The following is a 19576-nucleotide window of genomic DNA, read 5'->3' as shown; positions in this document are numbered from 1 at the left end:
GGAGCGGATCGACCGCGCCGTGCTCAGAAGCTGGCGCGCAGGGTCAGGCCGTAACGACGGTCGTTGATCACGAAGTCGCGGTAACGCGATTCCACGCCCAGGTAGCTCTCGTTGCGGGTATCCAGCAGATTGACCCCATCCACCGACACCGACCATACGTCGTCGATGTTGTAGCGCACCGACGCGTCCAGCTGACCGAAGCCCTTGTTGTACACCGGCAGATTGCCGGTGCCGTTGCCGGCCGTGGTCACCAGCCAGTCGCTGCGCCAGTTGTAGGCCACGCGCGCCTGGAAGCGCGACATCTCGTAGCTGAGGATCAGGTTGTAGCTGTTCTTGGACAGGCCCTGCAACGGCACCGTCAGCGCCTGGCCGTTGGTGTCGGTGGCGGTCGGGCTCGGCGCCTCGCTGTCCACGTAGGTGTAGTTGGCCTGCAGGCCGAAGCCGCTCAGCCAGCCCGGCAGGAAGTCGAAGAACTGGGTATAGCCCAGCTCCGCGCCCTTGATCCGGCCGTCCTTGCCGTTGACCGGGCGGGTGATCTCCCAGGTCTGGCCGCCGTAGACCTCCTCGAACACGGCATCTGCGATGAAGCCGTCGACCTTCTTGTAGAACACCGTGCCGTACATCATCGAACCCTTGCCGAAGTACCACTCCAGCGCGGTATCGAACTGGTCGGCCTTCATCGGCCGCAGGTCCGGATTGCCGGCCGAACCGGTGCGGCGGGTGGTGCCGTCGTTGCCGGTGGCGGTGCCCAGGCTCAGGTTCGGATTGAGTTCGTTGAGATCCGGACGCGAGATGCCGCGCGAGGCGGCGAAGCGCCACTGCAGCGTGTCGGTGAGCATCCACCGCAGATTCAGGCTCGGCAGCACGTCGGTGTAGGTCTGCTGCACGTCCACCGGCAGCAGGCCGCCGCCCTCGGCGTCGGTGCCGGTGCGCACGCCCTGCGAATCGACCTTGGTGCGCACGATGCGCAGGCCGATGTTGCCGTCGAACGGGATCGCGCCGCTGTCCACGCCGAAGCGCAGCACGCCGTAGGCGGCGTAGGTCTTCTCGCCCTGGCCGTTGATGTTGTTCGGCGCGAAGGTCAGCGGCGAGGCGCCGAACACCTGCAATGCACGCGCATAGTCGTCGACCAGGGTGTCGGACGGGGTCAGCCTGGGGCCGAAGGTCTGCGAATCGCCGCGGAAGAAATCGGTGATCGGATTCTGCATCACCTGCGCATCCGGGTACTGCGAGAACGGCGCGCCCAGGTACATGTAGCGCCACACGTTGCCCTTGTTCTGCGCATCGCGGTCGGTATAGCGCACGCCGGCCTTGAAGCTGCGCGCGAAACTGTCGTCGAACGCCAGGTCCATGTCGCTGCGCCAGGCGAACTCGGTGGCCTTGTTGTCGTCCTTGTTGTCCAGGTGGAACTTCCAGCCGCTGTAGTTGGCCTGGTCGGCCAGGTAGCCCGGGTTGCCGGCGGCATCGGTCACCGACAGGCGCGGCAGGTCGCCGCTAAAGTCGATGGTGTAGCGCGGCGTGGTGTCCATGCCGGTGCCGAGGATGTAGCGCGTGCCCTTGGTGGTGGCATCGATGTACTGGAGATCGGTGCTCAGGGTCAGGTTCGGCGATACCGTCCACTTGGCGCCCAGCGAGTAGTCGGTGGTCACCGAATGGCGCTCGGTCAGGCTGGTGTTGGAATCGGCCGGGGTGTTCTGGAACGTGCCGCTGACGAACTCGTTGCGGTCGTTGACCACGATGTCGTCGTAGCCCTGCATCGGGTTCTGCCCGCTGTAGGCGAAGAACGAATAGTCGTGCCAGCGGAAATCGTAGTCCGAGCGCAGCACCTGCGCGGTGACCTCGACGTCGTCGTTCGGCCGCCACTGCAGCGCGAACGCGCCGGTCTTGCGCTTGCGCTCGCCGACCGTGGTGTTGGTGCCGGCGCCATGCGGCACCGAGATCTCCTGGCCTTCATAGCCCGGCAGATCGGTCTGCGTGTACCACGGCTCGATGGAGATGGTGTCCTGGCGGAACGGACTGGTCTGCTGCGAGTAGTTCACCAGCAGGCCGATCTCGCCGATGCCGGTCTGCCAGCGGTCGCTGTACATGCCCGAGAACGCCGGCTTGCTGTCGTCGGCCAGGTCGTAGTGGTTGTACTGCACGCTGCCGGCGATCTTGCGCCCGTCGTAGTCGAACGGCAGGCGCGTGCGCAGGTCGACGGTGCCGCCCAGGCCGCCTTCGATCATGTCCGCGGACGGATTCTTGTAGACGTTGACGCCGGCCAGCAGTTCGGCCGACACGTCTTCGAAGCTCAGGCCGCGGCCGTCGTTGGCGGTGAAGATGTCGCGGCCGTTGAGCTCGGTGCGGACCTGGGTCAGGCCGCGGATCGCGATGCTGCTGCCCTCGCCGTAGTTGCGCGCGATCTGCACGCCGGAAATGCGCTGCAGCGCCTCGGCGACGTTGTTGTCGGGCAGCTTGCCGATGTCCTCGGCCACGATCGAGTCGACGATCTGCTCGGAATTCTGCTTGACCAGCTGCGCCTTGGTCACGCTGCTGCGGGTGCCGCTGACCTGCACCGTATCCAGCTGCGTGGTGGCGTCGTCCGCTTGCGCAGGCGCGGCCTGCTCGGCTTGCTGGGCCTGCGCGGCGGACGCGGCGACCAGCGCGGCGACGGCCAGGGCGATGGCGGAGCGGCGGACGCCGCGGCCGGAAATCGAACGGGTAGAACGGAGCGCCACGGTCCGCGCAGGCGGACAATGGCTATGGGGCGCTGACATGGTGCTTCCCTCCCAGGACACATGTACAAACGATTCGGCGATCGTGCCAAGGGCAACGTCGCCGTTTCTAAGTTGTCCGGCCGCACCTGCCGAAATGGGATGCTGGCCGCAAGTCGGACACGAGCGGGGTTGCCGCAGCGCGCACGCGATCGGAGACGATCACGACTCGGACCTGAGAATAGGTTGCAGTCACCATGCCATCCAATGAAATATTTACAGTTAGCTATATGTTTTCCACATACGAAAAGCGAGTCCGCCTGTAAACAGCCGCATACCGCCGCTGCGTAGCTGTTTCGTTTCGGCGCGACGCCGACCGCATCCGCAACGCCATAAAAAAAGCCCGCATGCGTCGCGCATGCGGGCCGAGGACAGCGTCCTGGCGAACGTCGCTTACCAGTTGGCGCGCAGCACCAGCGAATAGCGGCGGTCGTTGACGAACCAGCTGCGCGTGTACAGGTGGTTGTCGACCTCGCCGTCGGCATAGGAGGTCGGCCCCATCAACACCTTGGTCACGGTATTGGTCAGGTTGTTGGCCTGGACACCGAGCTGCAGATGCGGGGTGAAACGATAGAACGCCGAGGCGTCGAGCTGGCCGTAATCGTCCGACCAGGTCGGCAGCTTGGTCGACACGTCGCTGGCGGTCAGCAGGTAGCGCGAACGCCAGTTGTAGGCCAGGCGTACCGACAACGGCCCCTTCTCGTAGATGCCGGCGAGGTTGTAGCTGCGCCGCGACAGGCCTTCCAGCGGCAGGCTCACACCGGTGACGGTGGTCTGCGTGTAGGGATCGGTCGCGGAATTGACGCCGCCGCTGCTGTCCACGAAGGTGAAGTTGGCATTGACGCCGAAGCCGCTCAGCCAGCCCGGCCACGAGTCGAAGAACTGCGTGTAGCCGTACTCGAAACCGCGGATGCGGCCCTTGGACATGTTGTACGGCCGCGTCACCAGCCAGTCCTGGCCACCGTAGGTCTCGGTGGTGGTCTGGGTGGAGAAGTAGTCCTTGACGCTCTTGTAGAACAGGGTCAGGTACATCATGTCGCTGGTGTCGAAATACCATTCCAGCGCGGTGTCGTACTGGTTGGCCTTCATCGGCTTGAGGTTCGGATTGCCCGCGGTGCCGGTCCACTTGGACACGGTGCCGTCCTCCTCGGTGGTCGCCGCCAGCAGCAGGTACGGCTGCAGCTGGGTGTAGTCCGGCCGCGCCATCGCCTTGGACGCGGCGATCCGCCACTGCAGCGCATCGGAGAACTTGAAGCGCATGTTGAAGCTCGGCAGCACGTTGGTGTAGCTGCCTTGCGCGTTGTTGGCGAAGAACTGCCCGGTGTACTGCGCCTTGAGCGCATCGGAGGCGGCGGTGGCCGACAGGTCGGGGAACTGGCCGTAGCCGGTGGCCTCGGTCTTGGTCTGCACGATGCGCACGCCGACGTTGCCGTCCACCGGCACGCCCAGTGCGTCGTCGTTGCCGAAGTACAGCACCGCGTAGGCCGCCTGGGTGCGCTCGAACTGGCGGTTGGTGTCCTGCAGCTGGTACTGGTCCGGCGCCCAGCCCCAGCCGCGCAGCGCCACCAGCTGCTGGATCAGCTTGGAGGTGCCGGCATAGTCCTTGACCGCGGCATTGCTCGGGAAATACAGACTATTGGGCACGCTGATCTTGCCGCGGAACAGGTTCGAGTACGAATACAGCTCCGAGGACTCGGGCGAGTAGCTGGCCAGGTCGGCCAGGCCGGTCCCGTTGGCGGTACCGGGAATCATCGCCCAGTTGTCGCTGATCACGCCCCAGTTGTAACCGGAGTTCTTGTTGGTCTGGGTGCGGTCGGTGGCGCGGATACCGGCGCGGAAGGTGCGCAGCCACGGGTTGTCGTCGTAGGTGTATTCCAGGTCGAAGCGCGTGGCCAGCTCGCGGCCGCGGTTCTTCGCCAGGTGGTCCATCGCCGCGCTCCAGAAATAATTGGAGGGGTCGGAGGTATAGCTGGTGTCGGCGATCGACACCGACGGGTACTTGCCGCTCAGGTCGAAGGTCAGGCCCGGCAGGTAGATCGAACTGAACACGGTGAAGTCCAGCGAATCGCTTTCCGACTGCACCAGCTGCATGTCGCCGCGCACGGTGAGGTTGCTGGTGAGCTTGTGGGTGAAGCCGCCGGACAGGTCGGAGGTGGTGGTGCTCTGCTGCGCGTAGCGGTTGTCGGTGTAGAAGCGCACGCCATCGTTGCCGGTGACGTTGCCGCGCCAGGAACTGGACACCGGCGAGCCGCTGACGAAACGGCCGTCGGCGTCGTAGGTGAAGGTGGTGCCGGGCGCGGGACTGATCGCGTTGGTGTCGTCGTTGAAGAACGCCGCGCGCTCCTGCCAGTTCATGTCGTAGGTGGAGCGCATGTACTGCACATAGATCTCGGTGTCGTCGCTGGGCCGCCACTGGAACGCCCCGGCCACGCCCTTGCGCTTGCGCTCGAAGTCCAGCTGCCGCCAGTTGACGCCGCCGGGCACGTAGACCTTGTCGAAATCGGTGCCGGCCAGCAACGCCGGATCGGTGCGGCGCACGAACGGCTCCACCTGGATGCCGTCGCTGCGGGTGGCCAGTTCCGAATAGGCCACGTCCAGCATCAGCCCCATCTCGCCGACGCCGGTGTTCCAGCGATCGCTGAACAGGAACGAGCCGGAGGGCTTGTAGGTCTTGCTGAAGTCGCCGTAGTTCTCGTCGGCGGTGAAGCCGATCACCCGGCCGGGCTGGTCGAACGGCATGCGCGTGCGCAGGTTGACCGTGCCGCCGAGGCCGCCTTCGATGATCTCGGCCGACGGGTTCTTGTACACGTCCACGCCGGCCATCAGTTCGGCCGGCACGTCCTCGAAGCTGAGTCCGCGGCCGCTGGCGGCGCTGAAGCTGTCGCGCCCGTTGAGCTCGCCGCGCACCTGGGTCATGCCGCGGATCATCACGCCGCTGCCTTCGGCGGAGAAATGGTCGGGGTCGTTGCGTGCCATGAAATGGTCGATGGTCACGCCGCTGACCCGTTGCAGGGTCTCGGTGACGCTGCGGTCGGGCAGCGCGCCGATGTCCTCGGCGCTGACCGAGTCGACGATCTGCTCGGCATCATGCTTGATCGTCTGCGACTTGATCAGGCTGGCGCGCACGCCCTTGACCTCGATCGCGTCGAGCTGGGTCACCGGATCGGCGCTCTTCTTCTTGCTGCTGTCCTCGGCGTCCTGTGCCATCGCCTGCGCGCTCAACAACAGGCCGATGCTCAGCGCCATGGCCGAACGACGCAAAAGACAGGTAGTACGAACCGCTGCGGTCGGCGAGGCCGGACCACGGTAATGACGCGATGACATGATGTTTCCCTCCCAGGACACATGCACACACGGGTGACGGTCGCGCGTGCGCGCCGCCTTGCTGGTTGTGACGGCGGCAAGCCATGGCCCGCTGCCGTATCGCTAGGCGTGGCGGGCGTCGCAACCGAGCGACGCGCCGCGACATCGGTCACGATCGGCTGAGCCTAGAAGTGAATTTCGCGTTAAGCAAATGAAAAATTCACGCCAATCTATGTGCTTTTCGACTACCTGGACGGCACCACAAAACCACCTGGCGGACCAGGCAAAACGTAACCAGAACGTGGCAATGCATGCCGCCAGATGCCACTCAACGGCGCGTATTCCATCGAGTCACCCTGCCCCGCACCAGCAGACGGTGTCCCTCGGACTTCGCTCAACCCGGCGCCCGATCCGGATACAGGCGCTTGGCGGCGTTGCGCAGCGCCAGCAGGATGCGTTCGGCACCCGGCGGCAGCATGTAGTCGCGGCGGCGGATGATGCCGAACGATTCCATCCGTACCCCCAGCGCGATCGGCAGCACGGTCAGCAGCTTGGCCTGCACGTACGGCGCCACCGCGTCGGCCGGCAGCGCCGCCAGCAGGTCGCTGCCGCGCAGCAGGCTGGTCATCACCGGCAACGACGAGGTCTCGATGACGTTCTGCGGGGTCGGCACCCCGTGCTCCATGAACATCGCGTCCAGCCGCGCGCGCAGCACGCTGTCCACCGGCGGCAGCACCCAGCCGTAGCGCGCCAGGTCGGCGTGGCGCAGGTCGGCGCGCGCCGACAGCGGATGCCCGGCGCGCGCCACCACCGAATGCGGCTCGTCGGCCAGCGGCTCGAACTCCAGCTCGTCGCCGCCATACGGGCCGAGGATGCGGCCGATGACGATGTCGAGCTGGCCGTCCAGCAGCTTGGCCACCAGCGGCCGGCTGTAGTCCATCTCCACCCGCACCAGGATGCCGGGGAACTCGCGCTTGACCTCGGCGATCGCCTGCGGCACCAGGTTGGTGCCCGGATTGACCACGGTGCCGATCGAGACCTGGCCCATGCGCCCCTCGCGCAGCGCGGCGATCTCCTCCTGCGCGCGGCCGATCTCCGACATCGCCGAACGCGCGCGGCGGATCAGCACCTGCCCGTACCAGGTCGGCTCCACCCCGCGCGCATGCCGCTCGAACAGCTTGACCCCGAGCAGGTCCTCCATTTCCGCCAGCAGCTTGGACGCCGCCGGCTGGGTCATGCTCGCCGCCTCGGCCGCGCGCAGCACCGAGCGATGCTCGTGCAATTGCAACAGCAGCAACAGATGCCGGGTCTTGAGGCGGGCGGCGTTGAACCAGGGATTGGCGGTAGCGGTCATAAGCGGAAAGCGTCCTGAGCGAGAAGATGCGTATTCACCACCGGAATAGCATATGTCTAAAATTTCATTTGCCGAGCATATCTTCACGCGCGCAGGCTATCGGCCAGTCGCGACTCCGGCCGCGACGCCGTCCCACCGCCACACCCGCCTCGTGAAGGCGCCGGCGCACCGCGCCAGCGTAGATGAGCAGGACGATCAGCCAGCGCACCGGTCGATGGCGCCCGCCCGTTCGTCGCCAACGGGACGGTCGCTCACCTGCGCGCCACTGCGGCCGCGCGATGACGACGTCGCAGTGGACGCCTTCCGCTCCACGCACGTTGCCAGGTAAGCCGATGTCCGCCGTCTCCCCGTTCCAGTTTCCCCTGATCGCGATCCTGCGCGGCCTCACCCCCGACGACGCGCTGGACCATGTCGGCGCGCTGGCCGAGGCCGGTTACGACGCGATCGAGATCCCGCTCAACTCGCCGCGCTGGGCCGACAGCATCGGCGCGGCGGTGCAGGCGTTCGGCCAGCGCTGCTGGATCGGCGGCGGCACCGTGCTGAAGATCGCCGACGTCGATGTCCTCGCCGATCTCGGCGCGCGCTTCATCGTCACCCCGAACACGCGGCCGCCGGTGATCCGCCACGCGGTCGCGCGCGGCCTGCAGGTGGTGGCCGGCTTCGCCACCGCCACCGAAGCCTTCGACGCCCTCGACGCCGGCGCGCAGATGCTCAAGCTGTTCCCGGCCGCCACCTACGGTCCCGGCCACCTGCGCGCGTTGCGCGCGGTGCTGCCGCCGACGGTGCCGCTGTTCGTGGTCGGCGGGGTCAGCACCGACACGCTGCACGACTACCTGGCCGCCGGCGCGATCGGCGCCGGCATCGGCGGCGAACTGTACCGGCCCGGCCAGGCGCTCGCGCAGACCCGGGCGCAGGCCGCCGCCTTCCGCCAAGCCTACTTGGACCACGCATGAAGATCGTTCGCCTCACCACCTATCACGCCGCGCCGCGCTGGCTGTTCCTGAAGATCGAAACCGACGAAGGCATCACCGGGTGGGGCGAACCGGTGATCGAGGGCCGCGCGCGCAGCGTCGACGCCGCGGTGCACGAACTGAGCGGCTACCTGATCGGCAAGGATCCGGCGCGGATCAACGACCTCTGGCAACTGCTGTACCGCAGCGGCTTCTACCGCGGCGGGCCGATCCTGATGAGCGCCATCGCCGGCATCGACCAGGCGCTGTGGGACATCAAGGGCAAGGCGCTGGGCGTGCCGGTGTACGAACTGCTCGGCGGGCTGGTGCGCGACCGCATGAAGACCTACCGCTGGGTCGGCGGCGACCGCCCGTCGGCGACCATCGCGCAGATCCAGGGCTACCGCGAGCTGGGTTTCGACACCTTCAAGTTCAACGGCACCGAGGAGATGAAGCTGATCGACGGGCCGCGCGCGGTGGACGCGGCGGTGGCCAAGGTCGCGCAGATCCGCGAGGCGTTCGGCACCAGCATCGACTTCGGCATCGACTTCCACGGCCGCGTCGCCGCGCCGATGGCGCGCGTGCTGCTGCGCGAACTGGAGCCGTTCAAGCCGCTGTTCGTCGAGGAACCGGTGCTGCCGGAACTGGCCGAATACTATCCGCGCCTGGCCGCGTCCACGCCGATCCCGCTGGCGGCCGGCGAACGCATGTTCTCGCGCTTCGACTTCAAGCCGGTGCTGCAGGCCGGCGGCCTGTCGCTGCTGCAACCGGACCTGTCGCATGCTGGCGGCATCACCGAATGCCTGAAGATCGCCAGCATGGCCGACGCCTACGATGTCGGCCTGGCCCCGCACTGCCCGCTCGGCCCGGTCGCGCTGGCCGCCTGCCTGCAGGTGGACTTCGTCTCGCACAACGCGGTGCTGCAGGAACAGAGCATCGGCATCCACTACAACGAAGGCGCCGACCTGCTCGACTACGTGATCAACAAGGAAGACTTCGCGTGCGACGATAGCGGCAGCATCGCCGCATTGCCCAAGCCCGGCCTCGGCGTGGAAATCGACGAGGAGCGCCTGCGCCATGCCAACGAAAATCCGCCCGACTGGCACAACCCGGTCTGGCGCCACGCCGACGGCAGCATCGCCGAATGGTGAGTGAGCCCATGAGCACCGAATCCGCACACACCGCCACGCTGGCGGTGGACAGCCGCTGCACCCACGGCGAAGGCGTGGTCTGGTGCGAACGCCGGCAAGTGCTGTTCTGGGTCGATATCGACGGACGCCAGCTGTGGCGCCACGACCCGGCCAGCGGCGCCACGCGTCACTGGGCCCTGCCCGACCGCCCCGGCTGCCTGGGCCTGTTCGACGACGGCCGCCTGCTGCTGGCGCTGGCCAAGGGCGTGTACGCCGCCGATCCCGACGCCAGCGCCGCCGACGCAACCGACTTGCCGCTGCACAAGCTGGCCGATCTGGAACCGGAGCGCGACGACACCCGCGCCAACGACGGCCGCGCCGACCGCCACGGCAATTTCGTGTTCGGCACCATGAGCGAACGCGCCGACCAGGCCCCGGTCGGCAGCTTCTACCAGTGGTCCGCGCGCCACGGCCTGCGCCGCCTGCCGTTGCCCGGCGTGGCGATCCCCAACGCGATCTGCTTCAGCGCCGACGGCCGCACCCTGTACTACTGCGACTCGGTGCGCCCGCAGATCCTGTGCTGCGACTACGACGCCGCCAACGCCCAGACCGGCAACAGCCGCGTGTTCGCCGAACTCGATCACCCCGGCGCCGAACCCGACGGCGCCATCGTCGATGCCGAAGGCCACCTGTGGAACGCGCAATGGCGCGCCTGGCGCGTGGTCCGCTACCGGCCCGACGGCAGCGTCGAGCGTAGCGTCGCGCTGCCGGTCAAGCATCCGACCTGTCCCGCACTGGGCGGCGCCGACGGCCGCACGCTGTACCTGAGCACCTCGCGCATGGACCACGCCGACGCCGAACTGGCGCGCACGCCGCAGGCCGGCGGCCTGTTCGTCGCCGCGGTCGGCATCGCCGGCCTGCCCGAAGGACGCATCGCCAGCGCATGATCGCCATCGATTGGGGCACCAGCAGCCTGCGCGGCTACCGGCTCGCCGCCGACGGCCGCGTCCTCGAGCAGCGCCGCAGCGACCAGGGCATCGGCGCCTGCCAGGGCCGCTTCGCCGCGACCCTGGCGGCGCTGATCGACGGCTGGCCCGGCGACGCGGTGCTGTGCGGCATGATCGGCAGCCGCAACGGCTGGATCGAACTGCCTTACGCGCCCTGCCCGGCCGACGCCGACGCACTGGCCGCGGCGATGCAGCCGCTGCAGGACCCGGCCCTGCCCGGGCGCACGCTGTGGTTCGTGCCCGGCGTGGCCAGCGGCGCCGAGGCGGTGCCGGACGTGATGCGCGGCGAGGAGACCCAACTGATCGGGCTGCTCGACGTCCTGGCGCAGGACGCCCGGGACGCGGGCCGCCACAGCGTGTGCCTGCCTGGCACCCACAGCAAATGGGTCGATCTGGAACACGGTCGCATCGCCGCCCTGGCCACGATGATGACCGGCGAGCTGTACGCGCTGCTGCGCCAGCACAGCCTGCTGGCGCGCCTGATGGATGCCGACGACGCGCAGTTCGACGGCGCCGGCTTCGACGCCGGCCTGCAGCGCAGCGGCGAGCCCGGCGGCCTGCTGCACCACCTGTTCGGCGTGCGCAGCCTGGGCCTGTTCGAGCGGCTGAGCGCGGCGGCCGCGCCGTCCTACCTGTCCGGCCTGCTGATCGGCCACGAACTGCGCGCGCGCCTGCCGCTGGCGCCGCGCGTGCACCTGATCGGCGGCAGCGGCCTGCTGAACCGCTACGCGCACGCGCTGCGCGCGCTGGGCAGCGCGGTCCACAGCCACCCGGAAGACCTTGCCGCACGCGGCCTGTACCGCCTGGCGCAACGCCGCGGCGGCATCGGCGTCTGATCCCCGCACCGTCCCCGGCGCCGCCTGCAAGCCGCGCCGCAAGACCCGCCTGCCGCGGCGCGGCGGGACCCGCGCCGGCACCGCCACGCGCATTCTCCACGCGCCGGCGCCGACTGCTTTAGAATTGCGCGCTTAACCGCCGGATCGAACCATGCCTTTTGTCGTCACCGAAAACTGCATCAAGTGCAAATACACCGACTGCGTGGAAGTGTGTCCCGTGGATTGTTTCCACGCGGGTCCCAATTTCCTGGTGATCGATCCGGACGAGTGCATCGACTGCACCCTGTGCGAGCCGGAGTGCCCGGCCAACGCGATCTATCCCGAGGACGACGTGCCGGCCGGACAGGAAGGCTTCGTCGCGCTCAACGCGGAGCTGGCCAAGGCCTGGCCGGTGCTGACCACGCGCCAGGAACCGCTGCCCGACGCCGCCGAGTGGGACGGCAAGCCGAACAAGCTGCCACTGCTGCTGAAGTAACCGGCGCGCAGCGCCGTCGAGGCAACCCGAGCTGCGCGAGCGGTTTTTGTAGGAGCGGCTTCAGCCGCGACAGGCTCCATCGGTAAGGCCTGTCGCGGCTGAAGCCGCTCCTACAGCGGATTCCTGAAACCGCAGCATCCGGGCGCAATCCGCATCTTCCCCAAAAACGAAACGGGCGCCCTGCGGCGCCCGTCTCTGTCCATCGCCACAGCCGGCGCGCACGCCGGCCGGCGACGCAGGCTCAATGGCCGAGCTTGGCCTTCAGCGCCGCGATCAGCTTGACCGGGGCATCGCCGTTGGCCGGCATGCCGCGCGGATCGACCGCCGACACGTATACGCCGGCATCCACCGCCACCACGCGAACCAGGAAGTTGCTGCCTTCGTAGGCCACGTCGTAGGAGCCCAGCACCTGCGCACGGCTGGCGATGGTGACGCCCTCGATGCCGCCCAGCGCGTCGCCGACCTGGCCGAACACCTGGTCGCGCGCGCCCGGCACCACGAAACCGCTGTTCGACGCCGCCGGCGCCTGGGCCGGCGCGCTGCCGGCGCCGGGGCGCTGCGTGGCCGAGGCCAGCGCCGGCACCTTCATCGCCGCCGAGGTATCCGGCGCGGTCAGATCCGGCGGCACTTCCAGCGGACGCATTTCGGGAGCCAGCGCATAGTCGCCACGCGGCTTGCCCTTGTGGAACCAGCTGCAACCGCTGGTGGCCGCGACCATGGTGGTCGCCAGCACGGCGGCCGACAGCACGCGGACGTAGGGAACGGAAGCACGCATCGATAAATCTCCTGAGGGTCAGGCCGCGAGCGTTTCGCGGCTGGATAGTTCTTCCAACGCGGCTGCGTCGGTGGCGAGACGGTCGGCCGTGGCGTGGTGCGCCGCGGACAGCGGCAGCAGCGGCAGCCGCAGCCCCTGGCCGATACCGGCGCGCTGCAGCAGCGCCTTGACCGGGATCGGGTTGGATTCGATGCCGCAGAAGGCGTGGAACGGCTGCAGGCGCGCGTCCCAGGCCTGCGCCGGCTCGGCCTGGCGCGCACGCGCCAGGTCGCACAGGCGGCGGTAGGCGGCCGGCAAGGCGTTGGACGCGACCGAGATCAGCCCGTCGTAGCCGCCGAGCATGGCCTGCGCGGCGCTGCCGTCGTCGCCGCTGAGCACGGCGAAGCCGTCGCTGCGCAGCGCCAGCAGCGCGGCGATGCGTTGCGGATCGCTGCTGGCTTCCTTGATGCCGACGATGTTCGGATGCTGCGCCAGCTGCGCCACCGTCTCCGGCAGCAGGTCGCAGCCGGTGCGCCCGGGCACGTTGTACAGCACCACCGGCAGGCCGCCGTGCTCGGCCACCTGCAGGTAATGCGCGAGCAGGCCGGCCTGGGTCGGGCGCACGTACGGCGGCGTCACCACCAGCGCGTACTGGGCGCCGTTGGCGGCGGCGCGGCGGGTCAGCGCGACGGTCTTGGCGGTGCCGGACAGGCCGGTCCCGGCCAGCAGCGGCACGCGCCCGCCGATCGCCTGCGCCGCCTCGCGCAGGATCAGGTCGTACTCCTCGTCCAGCAGGGTGGCCGCCTCGCCGGTCGATCCCGCCACCACCACGCCCTGCACGCCGCCGTCCAGCTGCCGTTTGAGCAGCCGCTGCCAGGCGTCGAGGTCGAGGTCGCCATTGCCCTGGAAGGGCGTGGCCAGGGCGGTGATGATGCCGGAGAGGGACAAGATGCGTGATGCTCGCTGTGATTTGGAGAGGGCCGCGTGCAGCCCGCACGGACGGGATTCGTCCCGCATGTTACTTGCGGCCCGAAAGCGCGGGCAAGTATGCTGCATACTGCGCCGAGCGACCGCCCGGACGCCGTTCAGCCTTACGCAATCCTACGCAATGCCGGAAGCCCCTTTGACAGACACCACGCCCCGGCCCGCGCCGACCGAAAACCACCTCCTGATCAACGCCTATACGACGCATCCGGAGTCGCCGCTGTTGCCGGTGACGCGCCGTATCGCCGACAGCGGCTGCAATCTCGTCGATGCGCGCCTGGCCACGGTCGGCCGCGACGTGTCGGTGACCGCGCTGGCGACCGGCTCGTGGGATTCGGTCGCCAAGCTCGAAGCCATGCTGACCCGGCTCGACCGCGAGGAAGGCATGAAGCTGGTGTGGTACCGCACCGGCGCCAAGCAGGCGCAGTCCAACCTGCTGCCCTACATCGTCGAGGTCATCGCCGCCGACAAGCCGGGCATCCTGTTCCAGCTGGCGGACTTCTTCGACCGCCAGGGCATCACCATCGAGAACCTGCAGAGCACCCGCTACCGCGCGATGCAGACCGGCGCGGAGATGTTCTCGGCGCAGGTGACGATCGGGGTGCCGGCGAACATGCACATCGCCGCGCTGCGCGACGACTTCCTCGAGTTCTGCGACCACCTGAACCTGGACGCGATCATGGACCCGATGAAGTTCTGATCCGCGCTGGACATCGATGCATTCGAACGCAGATGATGGCGATGCACGCGGAGGACACCCCATGAAGGACGGCGACACCCTGGACCGCACCACGCTGGCATTGCCGCTGGCGTTGTCCGGCGGCGCCAGCGCCACGCTCGGCGATTACGCCGGCCGCTGGCTGGTGCTGTATTTCTATCCGAAGGACAGCACCCCCGGCTGCACCACCGAGGGCATCGACTTCAACGCGTTGCTGCCGCAGTTCGAGCAGGCCAACGCCGCCGTGCTCGGCGTCTCGCGCGATTCGCTGAAGTCGCACGACAACTTCTGCGCCAAGCAGGGCTTCCGCTTCCCGTTGGTCAGCGACGCCGACGAGGCCCTGTGCCGCGCGTTCGACGTGATCAAGGAAAAGAACATGTACGGCCGCCAGGTGCTCGGCATCGAGCGCAGCACCTTCCTGATCTCGCCCTCGGGCCGGCTGCTGCGCAGCTGGCGCAAGGTCAAGGTTCCCGGCCACGCCCAGGCCGTGTTCGACGCACTGCAGGCCGCCGCCCAGCAGTGATCATTCGCGTTTCCCGCACGTCGCATCACCCTGCCCTGCGCAGGCCGTGATGGTCTTTCCCTGTCCCACTCCCAGGAATCCACGATGACCCGAGGCAAGCGCATCTACGTGCTGGATACCAACGTGCTGATGCACGACCCGACCGCGCTGTTCAAGTTCGAGGAACACGACGTGTTCCTGCCGATGCAGGTGATCGAGGAGCTGGACAACGCCAAGAAGGGCATGTCCGAAGTCAGCCGCAACGCGCGCCAGGTCAGCCGTTTCCTCAACGAGCTGATCGAGGGCGCCGGCGCCGAGCAGATCGAGTCGGGCATCCCGCTCAGCCATCCGCAGGGCATCCAGCTCAAGAGCAGCGGCAGCATCGGCCGGCTGTACTTCCAGACCCGCCCGGTCGAGCCCGGGCGCAGCTTCGGCACCGTGGCGCCGGACAACAAGATCCTGGCCGCGGTGCTGGCGCTGCGCGAGGACGGCCCGGAAACGCCGGTGATCCTGGTGTCCAAGGACATCAACCTGCGGATCAAGGCGGCGATCAGCGGCCTGATCGCCGAGGACTACGAGAACGACCGCGCGCTCGACGATTTCAGCCTGCTGTACACCGGCGCGATCGAGCTGCCGGAGGATTTCTGGCAGAAGCACAACCAGGACCTGCGCAGCTGGAGCGACAAGGGCCGCACCTGCTACGAGATCGCGCTGGCCGACGACGAGGACTGGTATCCGAACCAGTACCTGTACCTGCCCGGCGACGACGAAGTGGAACTGCGCGTGGTCAAGGTCAGCGGCGAGCGCAAGGCGACGCTGGCGCTGGTCGACGACTTCCGCAGCGGCCAGCACGCGGTGTGGGGCATCGCCGCGCGCAACCGCGAACAGAACTTCGCGCTCAACGCGCTGATGGACCCGGAAATCGACTTCGTCACCCTGCTCGGCACCGCCGGCACCGGCAAGACCCTGCTGGCGCTGGCGGCGGGCCTGGCGCAGACCATGGACCAGCAGCGCTACCGCGAGATCATCATGACCCGCGCCACGGTCAGCGTCGGCGAGGACATCGGGTTCCTGCCCGGCACCGAGGAAGAGAAGATGACGCCGTGGATGGGCGCGCTGACCGACAACCTGGAAGTGCTGACCCACAACCAGGAAGGCGGCGCCTGGGGCCGCGCGGCGACCAACGACCTGCTCGCCAGCCGGATCAAGATCCGCTCGATGAACTTCATGCGCGGACGCACCTTCCTGTCGCGCTACCTGATCCTGGACGAAGCGCAGAACCTGACCCCGAAGCAGATGAAGACGCTGATCACCCGCGCCGGCCCCGGCACCAAGATCGTGTGCCTGGGCAACGTCGAGCAGATCGACACGCCGTACCTGACCGAGACCACCTCGGGCCTGACCTATGCGGTGGACCGGTTCAAGGCCTGGCCGCACAGCGCGCACGTCACCCTGCGCCGCGGCGAGCGCTCGCGCCTGGCCGACTACGCCTCGGAGGTCCTGTGAACGCCGCCGGCGCGTGCCGTCTCGGCGGCGCGGCGCTGGCCCTGGCCCTGCTCGGCGCGTGCACCACCACGCGCGGGCCGACCAGCGTGCCGACCGCGATCAAGGCCGGGCAATCGTGGATCGTCACCCGCAACAGCACCGCCGCGCAGGTGCTCGACACCTGCTCGCGCGACAGCCCGGCGCGCCACGACGGCGCGGTGAGCGGCTATTGGGTGCCGAGCGTGGAGCAGATCGCACAGCTGGAAACCCGGCTGGCGCAACTGCAGCCGGACATCGCCGATCCGGCCGGCGCCGACCGCCAGTACGTCGGCATCCTCTACCGCGGCAAGCAGGCGATCTACGTCAACGCGTTCAAGCCGCACGACGACAGCGACCTGGATCCCAGCGTCGACGCGGTGCGCGTGTGCGGCGGCGGCGGCGGCTTCTGGGGCGCGGTGTTCGACCCGGACAGCGGCACGTTCTCCGAGATCGCCGTCAACGGCGCGAAATAGGCCGCGACGCATGCGCCGCCAGCCCTCGCCCAGCCTGTCGCGCGCCGCGCCGCGGCGCCGCACCGGCGCATGAACTTCGAGTTGCCGCGCTGGGCCTGGGCGTTCGCCGGCGCGCTGGCCTGCGTCGCCGGCATGGTCAACGTGGTCGGCTATCTGGGCTTCGAGCACCAGGCGGTGACCCACCTGACCGGCACCACCACCCTGCTCGGCGCGGCGCTGGCCGATGGCGACATGCGCGTGATCGGCAACCTGCTGGGCGTGGTGCTGGCCTTCCTCGGCGGCGCCGTGCTCAGCGGCATCGTGGTGCAGGACAGCCGGCTGCGCCTGGGCCGCCGCTATGGCGTGGCGCTTGCCTTGGAAGCATTGCTGCTGCTGGCGGCGATGCAGGCGTTCAAGCAGCAACAGCTCGTCGGCGCGCTGTTCGCCGCCACCGCCTGCGGCCTGCAGAACGCGATGACCACCACCTACAGCGGCGCGGTGGTGCGCACCACCCACCTGACCGGCATGTTCACCGACCTGGGCATCGGCCTGGGCCAGGCCCTGCGCGGCCTGCCGCTGCCGCGGCGGCGCATCCGCCTGAGCCTGCTGATCATCGGCGGCTTCCTGCTCGGCGGCGTGCTCGGCGCCTGGGCCTACCGCCATGTCGGCTTCGATGCGCTGCTGGCGCCAGCGCTGCTGACCGGCCTGGTCGGCACCATCTACGCGCTGCAGGCCCACTACCGCCGCCAGCAGCGCTGACCCCGCGGTCGCCAAGCCGCGGCGGGCGCTGCACAATCGGCGCATGAGCGAACCCACCGTCGTATCCGCACTGAGCATCGCCGGCACCGACTCGGGCGGCGGCGCCGGCATCCAGGCCGACCTGAAGACCTTCGCCGCGCACCGCGTGCACGGGCTGTCGGCGATCGCCGCGCTGACCGCGCAGCACACCCGCGGGGTCAGCGCCGTGCACGTGCCGCCGCTGGCGTTCCTGCGCGCGCAACTCGACGCCTGCTTCGCCGATTTCGACATCGGCGCGGTCAAGCTCGGCATGCTCGCCAACGCCGCGGTGATCCACTTGGTCGCCGACGCGCTGGAACAGCACCGCCCGCCGTTCGTGGTGCTGGACCCGGTGATGGTCGCGACCAGCGGCGCCAAGCTGCTCGAAGACGACGCGCTCGATGCGCTGCGCGGCCGCCTGCTGCCGCTGGCGACCCTGGTCACGCCGAACACGCCGGAAGCGCAGCTGCTGCTGGGCCGCACGATCGAGAACGCCGACGATGCCGAGCACGCCACCGCCGCGCTGCTCGAGGCCGGCGCGCAGGCGGTGCTGCTCAAGGGCGGCCACCTGGCCGAAGGCCATCGGGTGATCGACCGCTACGACGACGGGGTCAGCCGCAGCGAATTCAGCCATGCGCGGCTGGACTTGCAGGCGCACGGCACCGGCTGCACCCTCGCCGCGGCGATCGCCGCGCAGCTGTGCCAGGGATTGGCGCTGCCGGTGGCCTGCGAGGCAGCGATCGACTACGTCGCCCGCGCGCTGCAGGGCGGCTACCGTCCCGGCCGCAGCGAGGTGGTGGTGCTGGACCACTTCGGCGCCGCGCGCAACGCATGAGCCCGCACGGGCCGGCGAGCGAGGCGCTGCCGGCCGTCGCCGGCGACGGCCACCGCTGGACGCTGCTCGCACGCATCCCCGCGGTGCCGCGCCAGGCGCTGCTGTGGCTGCCCGCGCTCGGCGTGGCCGCGCGCCACTACCTGCCGCTGGCCGAAGCGCTGGCCGCGCAGGGCGTGGCGGTGTTCCTGCACGAATGGCGCGGCAACGGCAGCAGCGCGCTGCGTCCGTCGCGCGCGCAGGACTGGGGCTATCGGCAACTGCTGTGCGAGGATCTGCCGGCCAGCCACGCGGCGATCGCGCAGCGCGCCGCGTTGCCGCTGGCCATCGGCGGCCACAGCCTCGGCGGGCAAATCGCCTGCTGCTACGCCGCGCTGCATCCGCGGGCCTTCGCCCAGCTGTGGCTGGTCGCCAGCGGCACGCCGTACTGGCGCCAGTTCGCCGCGCCGCGTCGCTATCTGCTGCCGCTGGCGTACCGCTTCCTGCCGTGGCTGGCGCAGCACCAGGGCGTGCTGCACGGGCGCAGGCTCGGCTTCGGCGGGACCGAGGCGCGCTCGCTGATCGCGGACTGGGCGCGGGTGGGCCTGAGCAATCGCTATGCGGCGGCCGGCATGGCCGCGGATCTGGAAGCGCTGCTGGCGCATGTGACCGCGCCGGTGCGCGGCGTGGTGCTGCAGGACGACTGGCTGGCGCCGGCCACCTCGCTGCGCGCCCTGCTGCGCAAACTGGCGCCGCGCACGCTCGAGCTGCACTCGCTGGATGCGGCGCAGCTGGGCGCTGCGGCCGACCATTTCGCCTGGATGAAGCGACCGGCGGCCGTGGCGCAGGCCCTGCTCGGCAGCGCAGACTGAATTTTTTCCGCGAAGGGCATTGACGGGTCCGGGGGACTCGGTAATAATTCCGCTCCTGACGACGCGCCCGTAGCTCAGTTGGATAGAGTACCTGGCTACGAACCAGGCGGTCGGGAGTTCGAATCTCTCCGGGCGCACCAGTCAGATGAAAAACGACAAACTCGGTTTGTCGTTTTTTTTTGCGCGTTCGCCTGCTATTGCGGGCATGCGACCGCGACGTTGCGCAGCGCAACGACGCATCGGCGCACGCCGCTGTAGACGAATCGGCAGAACTCGGGAATAATCCCGCGCCTGACAACGCGCCCGTAGCTCAGTTGGATAGAGTACCTGGCTACGAACCAGGCGGTCGGGAGTTCGAATCTCTCCGGGCGCAC

The 19576-nt window shown here is 68.8% G+C and carries 17 protein-coding genes and 2 tRNA genes; 14 read left to right on the top strand and 5 right to left on the bottom strand.

Features of this window, described 5'->3' with window-relative positions; genetic code table 11:
* Positions 1 to 23: 23 nt before the first annotated feature.
* The 3 genes from H9658_RS22040 to H9658_RS22030 form a co-directional block, all read right to left on the bottom strand.
* Complete coding sequence (locus H9658_RS22040; RefSeq protein WP_191826959.1) at positions 24 to 2756, bottom strand: TonB-dependent receptor; 2733 nt, start codon at positions 2754 to 2756, stop codon at positions 24 to 26.
* Positions 2757 to 3146: 390 nt separating this feature from the next.
* On the bottom strand, positions 3147 to 5999 hold the full coding sequence (locus tag H9658_RS22035) for a TonB-dependent receptor (RefSeq protein ID WP_191826958.1): 2853 nt from the start codon (positions 5997 to 5999) through the stop codon (positions 3147 to 3149).
* 451 nt (positions 6000 to 6450) lie between these two features.
* Positions 6451 to 7410 (bottom strand): LysR substrate-binding domain-containing protein, encoded by a 960-nt coding sequence (locus H9658_RS22030; RefSeq protein WP_179564231.1) that lies wholly within the window; start codon positions 7408 to 7410, stop codon positions 6451 to 6453.
* A 332-nt stretch (positions 7411 to 7742) separates the two neighbouring features.
* Between H9658_RS22030 and H9658_RS22025 the strand changes: the two genes are divergently transcribed.
* The 5 genes from H9658_RS22025 to fdxA all read left to right on the top strand — a co-directional run bounded on the left by H9658_RS22025 (position 7743) and on the right by fdxA (position 11808).
* Positions 7743 to 8363 carry a 2-dehydro-3-deoxy-6-phosphogalactonate aldolase gene (locus H9658_RS22025; protein WP_191826957.1) on the top strand — a complete coding sequence of 207 codons (621 nt, stop codon included), beginning with the start codon at positions 7743 to 7745 and terminating at the stop codon, positions 8361 to 8363.
* Positions 8360 to 9511: a galactonate dehydratase gene (gene dgoD / locus H9658_RS22020; protein ID WP_179564227.1), complete on the top strand. Its 1152-nt coding sequence runs from the start codon at positions 8360 to 8362 to the stop codon at positions 9509 to 9511. The genes H9658_RS22025 and dgoD overlap by 4 nt, the downstream gene beginning before the upstream one ends.
* Positions 9512 to 9519: 8 nt before the next feature.
* Positions 9520 to 10437, top strand: a complete 918-nt coding sequence (locus tag H9658_RS22015; RefSeq protein ID WP_191826956.1) for an SMP-30/gluconolactonase/LRE family protein — start codon at positions 9520 to 9522, stop codon at positions 10435 to 10437.
* Positions 10434 to 11333, top strand: coding sequence for a 2-dehydro-3-deoxygalactonokinase (locus H9658_RS22010; protein WP_191826955.1), 900 nt, complete (start codon positions 10434 to 10436; stop codon positions 11331 to 11333). The genes H9658_RS22015 and H9658_RS22010 overlap by 4 nt, the downstream gene beginning before the upstream one ends.
* 151 nt (positions 11334 to 11484) lie before the next feature.
* The gene (fdxA, locus tag H9658_RS22005; RefSeq protein ID WP_039005179.1) at positions 11485 to 11808 is read left to right on the top strand and encodes a ferredoxin FdxA; all 324 of its coding nucleotides are present in this window, start codon (positions 11485 to 11487) and stop codon (positions 11806 to 11808) included.
* Between the two features lie 241 nt (positions 11809 to 12049).
* On the opposite strand, the gene H9658_RS22000 is transcribed toward fdxA, so the two are convergent.
* Both H9658_RS22000 and dapA read right to left on the bottom strand, forming a co-directional pair.
* A complete protein-coding gene (locus tag H9658_RS22000; RefSeq protein ID WP_179564221.1) occupies positions 12050 to 12583 on the bottom strand; it encodes a hypothetical protein in 534 nt (177 codons plus the stop codon).
* 18 nt (positions 12584 to 12601) lie between these two features.
* Positions 12602 to 13510 carry a 4-hydroxy-tetrahydrodipicolinate synthase gene (dapA, locus tag H9658_RS21995; protein ID WP_179564219.1) on the bottom strand — a complete coding sequence of 303 codons (909 nt, stop codon included), beginning with the start codon at positions 13508 to 13510 and terminating at the stop codon, positions 12602 to 12604.
* Positions 13511 to 13670: 160 nt separating this feature from the next.
* Between dapA and H9658_RS21990 the strand changes: the two genes are divergently transcribed.
* From H9658_RS21990 to H9658_RS21950, 9 genes are all read left to right on the top strand, one after another.
* The gene (locus tag H9658_RS21990) at positions 13671 to 14246 is read left to right on the top strand and encodes a glycine cleavage system protein R (protein ID WP_087943489.1); all 576 of its coding nucleotides are present in this window, start codon (positions 13671 to 13673) and stop codon (positions 14244 to 14246) included.
* Positions 14247 to 14307: 61 nt separating this feature from the next.
* The gene (locus tag H9658_RS21985; RefSeq protein ID WP_009604221.1) at positions 14308 to 14787 is read left to right on the top strand and encodes a peroxiredoxin; all 480 of its coding nucleotides are present in this window, start codon (positions 14308 to 14310) and stop codon (positions 14785 to 14787) included.
* 84 nt (positions 14788 to 14871) lie between these two features.
* Positions 14872 to 16272 carry a PhoH family protein gene (locus tag H9658_RS21980; RefSeq protein ID WP_179564215.1) on the top strand — a complete coding sequence of 467 codons (1401 nt, stop codon included), beginning with the start codon at positions 14872 to 14874 and terminating at the stop codon, positions 16270 to 16272.
* Entirely contained in the window at positions 16269 to 16763 is a 495-nt protein-coding gene (locus H9658_RS21975; protein WP_191826954.1) for a hypothetical protein, read from the top strand. The genes H9658_RS21980 and H9658_RS21975 overlap by 4 nt, the downstream gene beginning before the upstream one ends.
* Before the next feature lie 69 nt (positions 16764 to 16832).
* Positions 16833 to 17501, top strand: a complete 669-nt coding sequence (locus H9658_RS21970) for a YoaK family protein (RefSeq protein ID WP_179564211.1) — start codon at positions 16833 to 16835, stop codon at positions 17499 to 17501.
* A 43-nt stretch (positions 17502 to 17544) separates the two neighbouring features.
* The gene (thiD, locus tag H9658_RS21965) at positions 17545 to 18354 is read left to right on the top strand and encodes a bifunctional hydroxymethylpyrimidine kinase/phosphomethylpyrimidine kinase (RefSeq protein ID WP_191826953.1); all 810 of its coding nucleotides are present in this window, start codon (positions 17545 to 17547) and stop codon (positions 18352 to 18354) included.
* Complete coding sequence (locus tag H9658_RS21960) at positions 18351 to 19202, top strand: alpha/beta hydrolase family protein (protein WP_191826952.1); 852 nt, start codon at positions 18351 to 18353, stop codon at positions 19200 to 19202. The genes thiD and H9658_RS21960 overlap by 4 nt, the downstream gene beginning before the upstream one ends.
* A 63-nt stretch (positions 19203 to 19265) precedes the next feature.
* A tRNA-Arg gene (locus H9658_RS21955) sits at positions 19266 to 19342 on the top strand.
* A 159-nt stretch (positions 19343 to 19501) separates the two neighbouring features.
* Positions 19502 to 19575 (top strand) — tRNA-Arg (locus tag H9658_RS21950).
* The last annotated feature ends 1 nt before the right edge of the window (position 19576 follow it).

This window comes from Xanthomonas bonasiae (genome assembly GCF_014836395.1).
Taxonomy (GTDB): domain Bacteria; phylum Pseudomonadota; class Gammaproteobacteria; order Xanthomonadales; family Xanthomonadaceae; genus Xanthomonas_A; species Xanthomonas_A bonasiae.
This window is presented reverse-complemented; position numbering and strand designations above follow the sequence as displayed.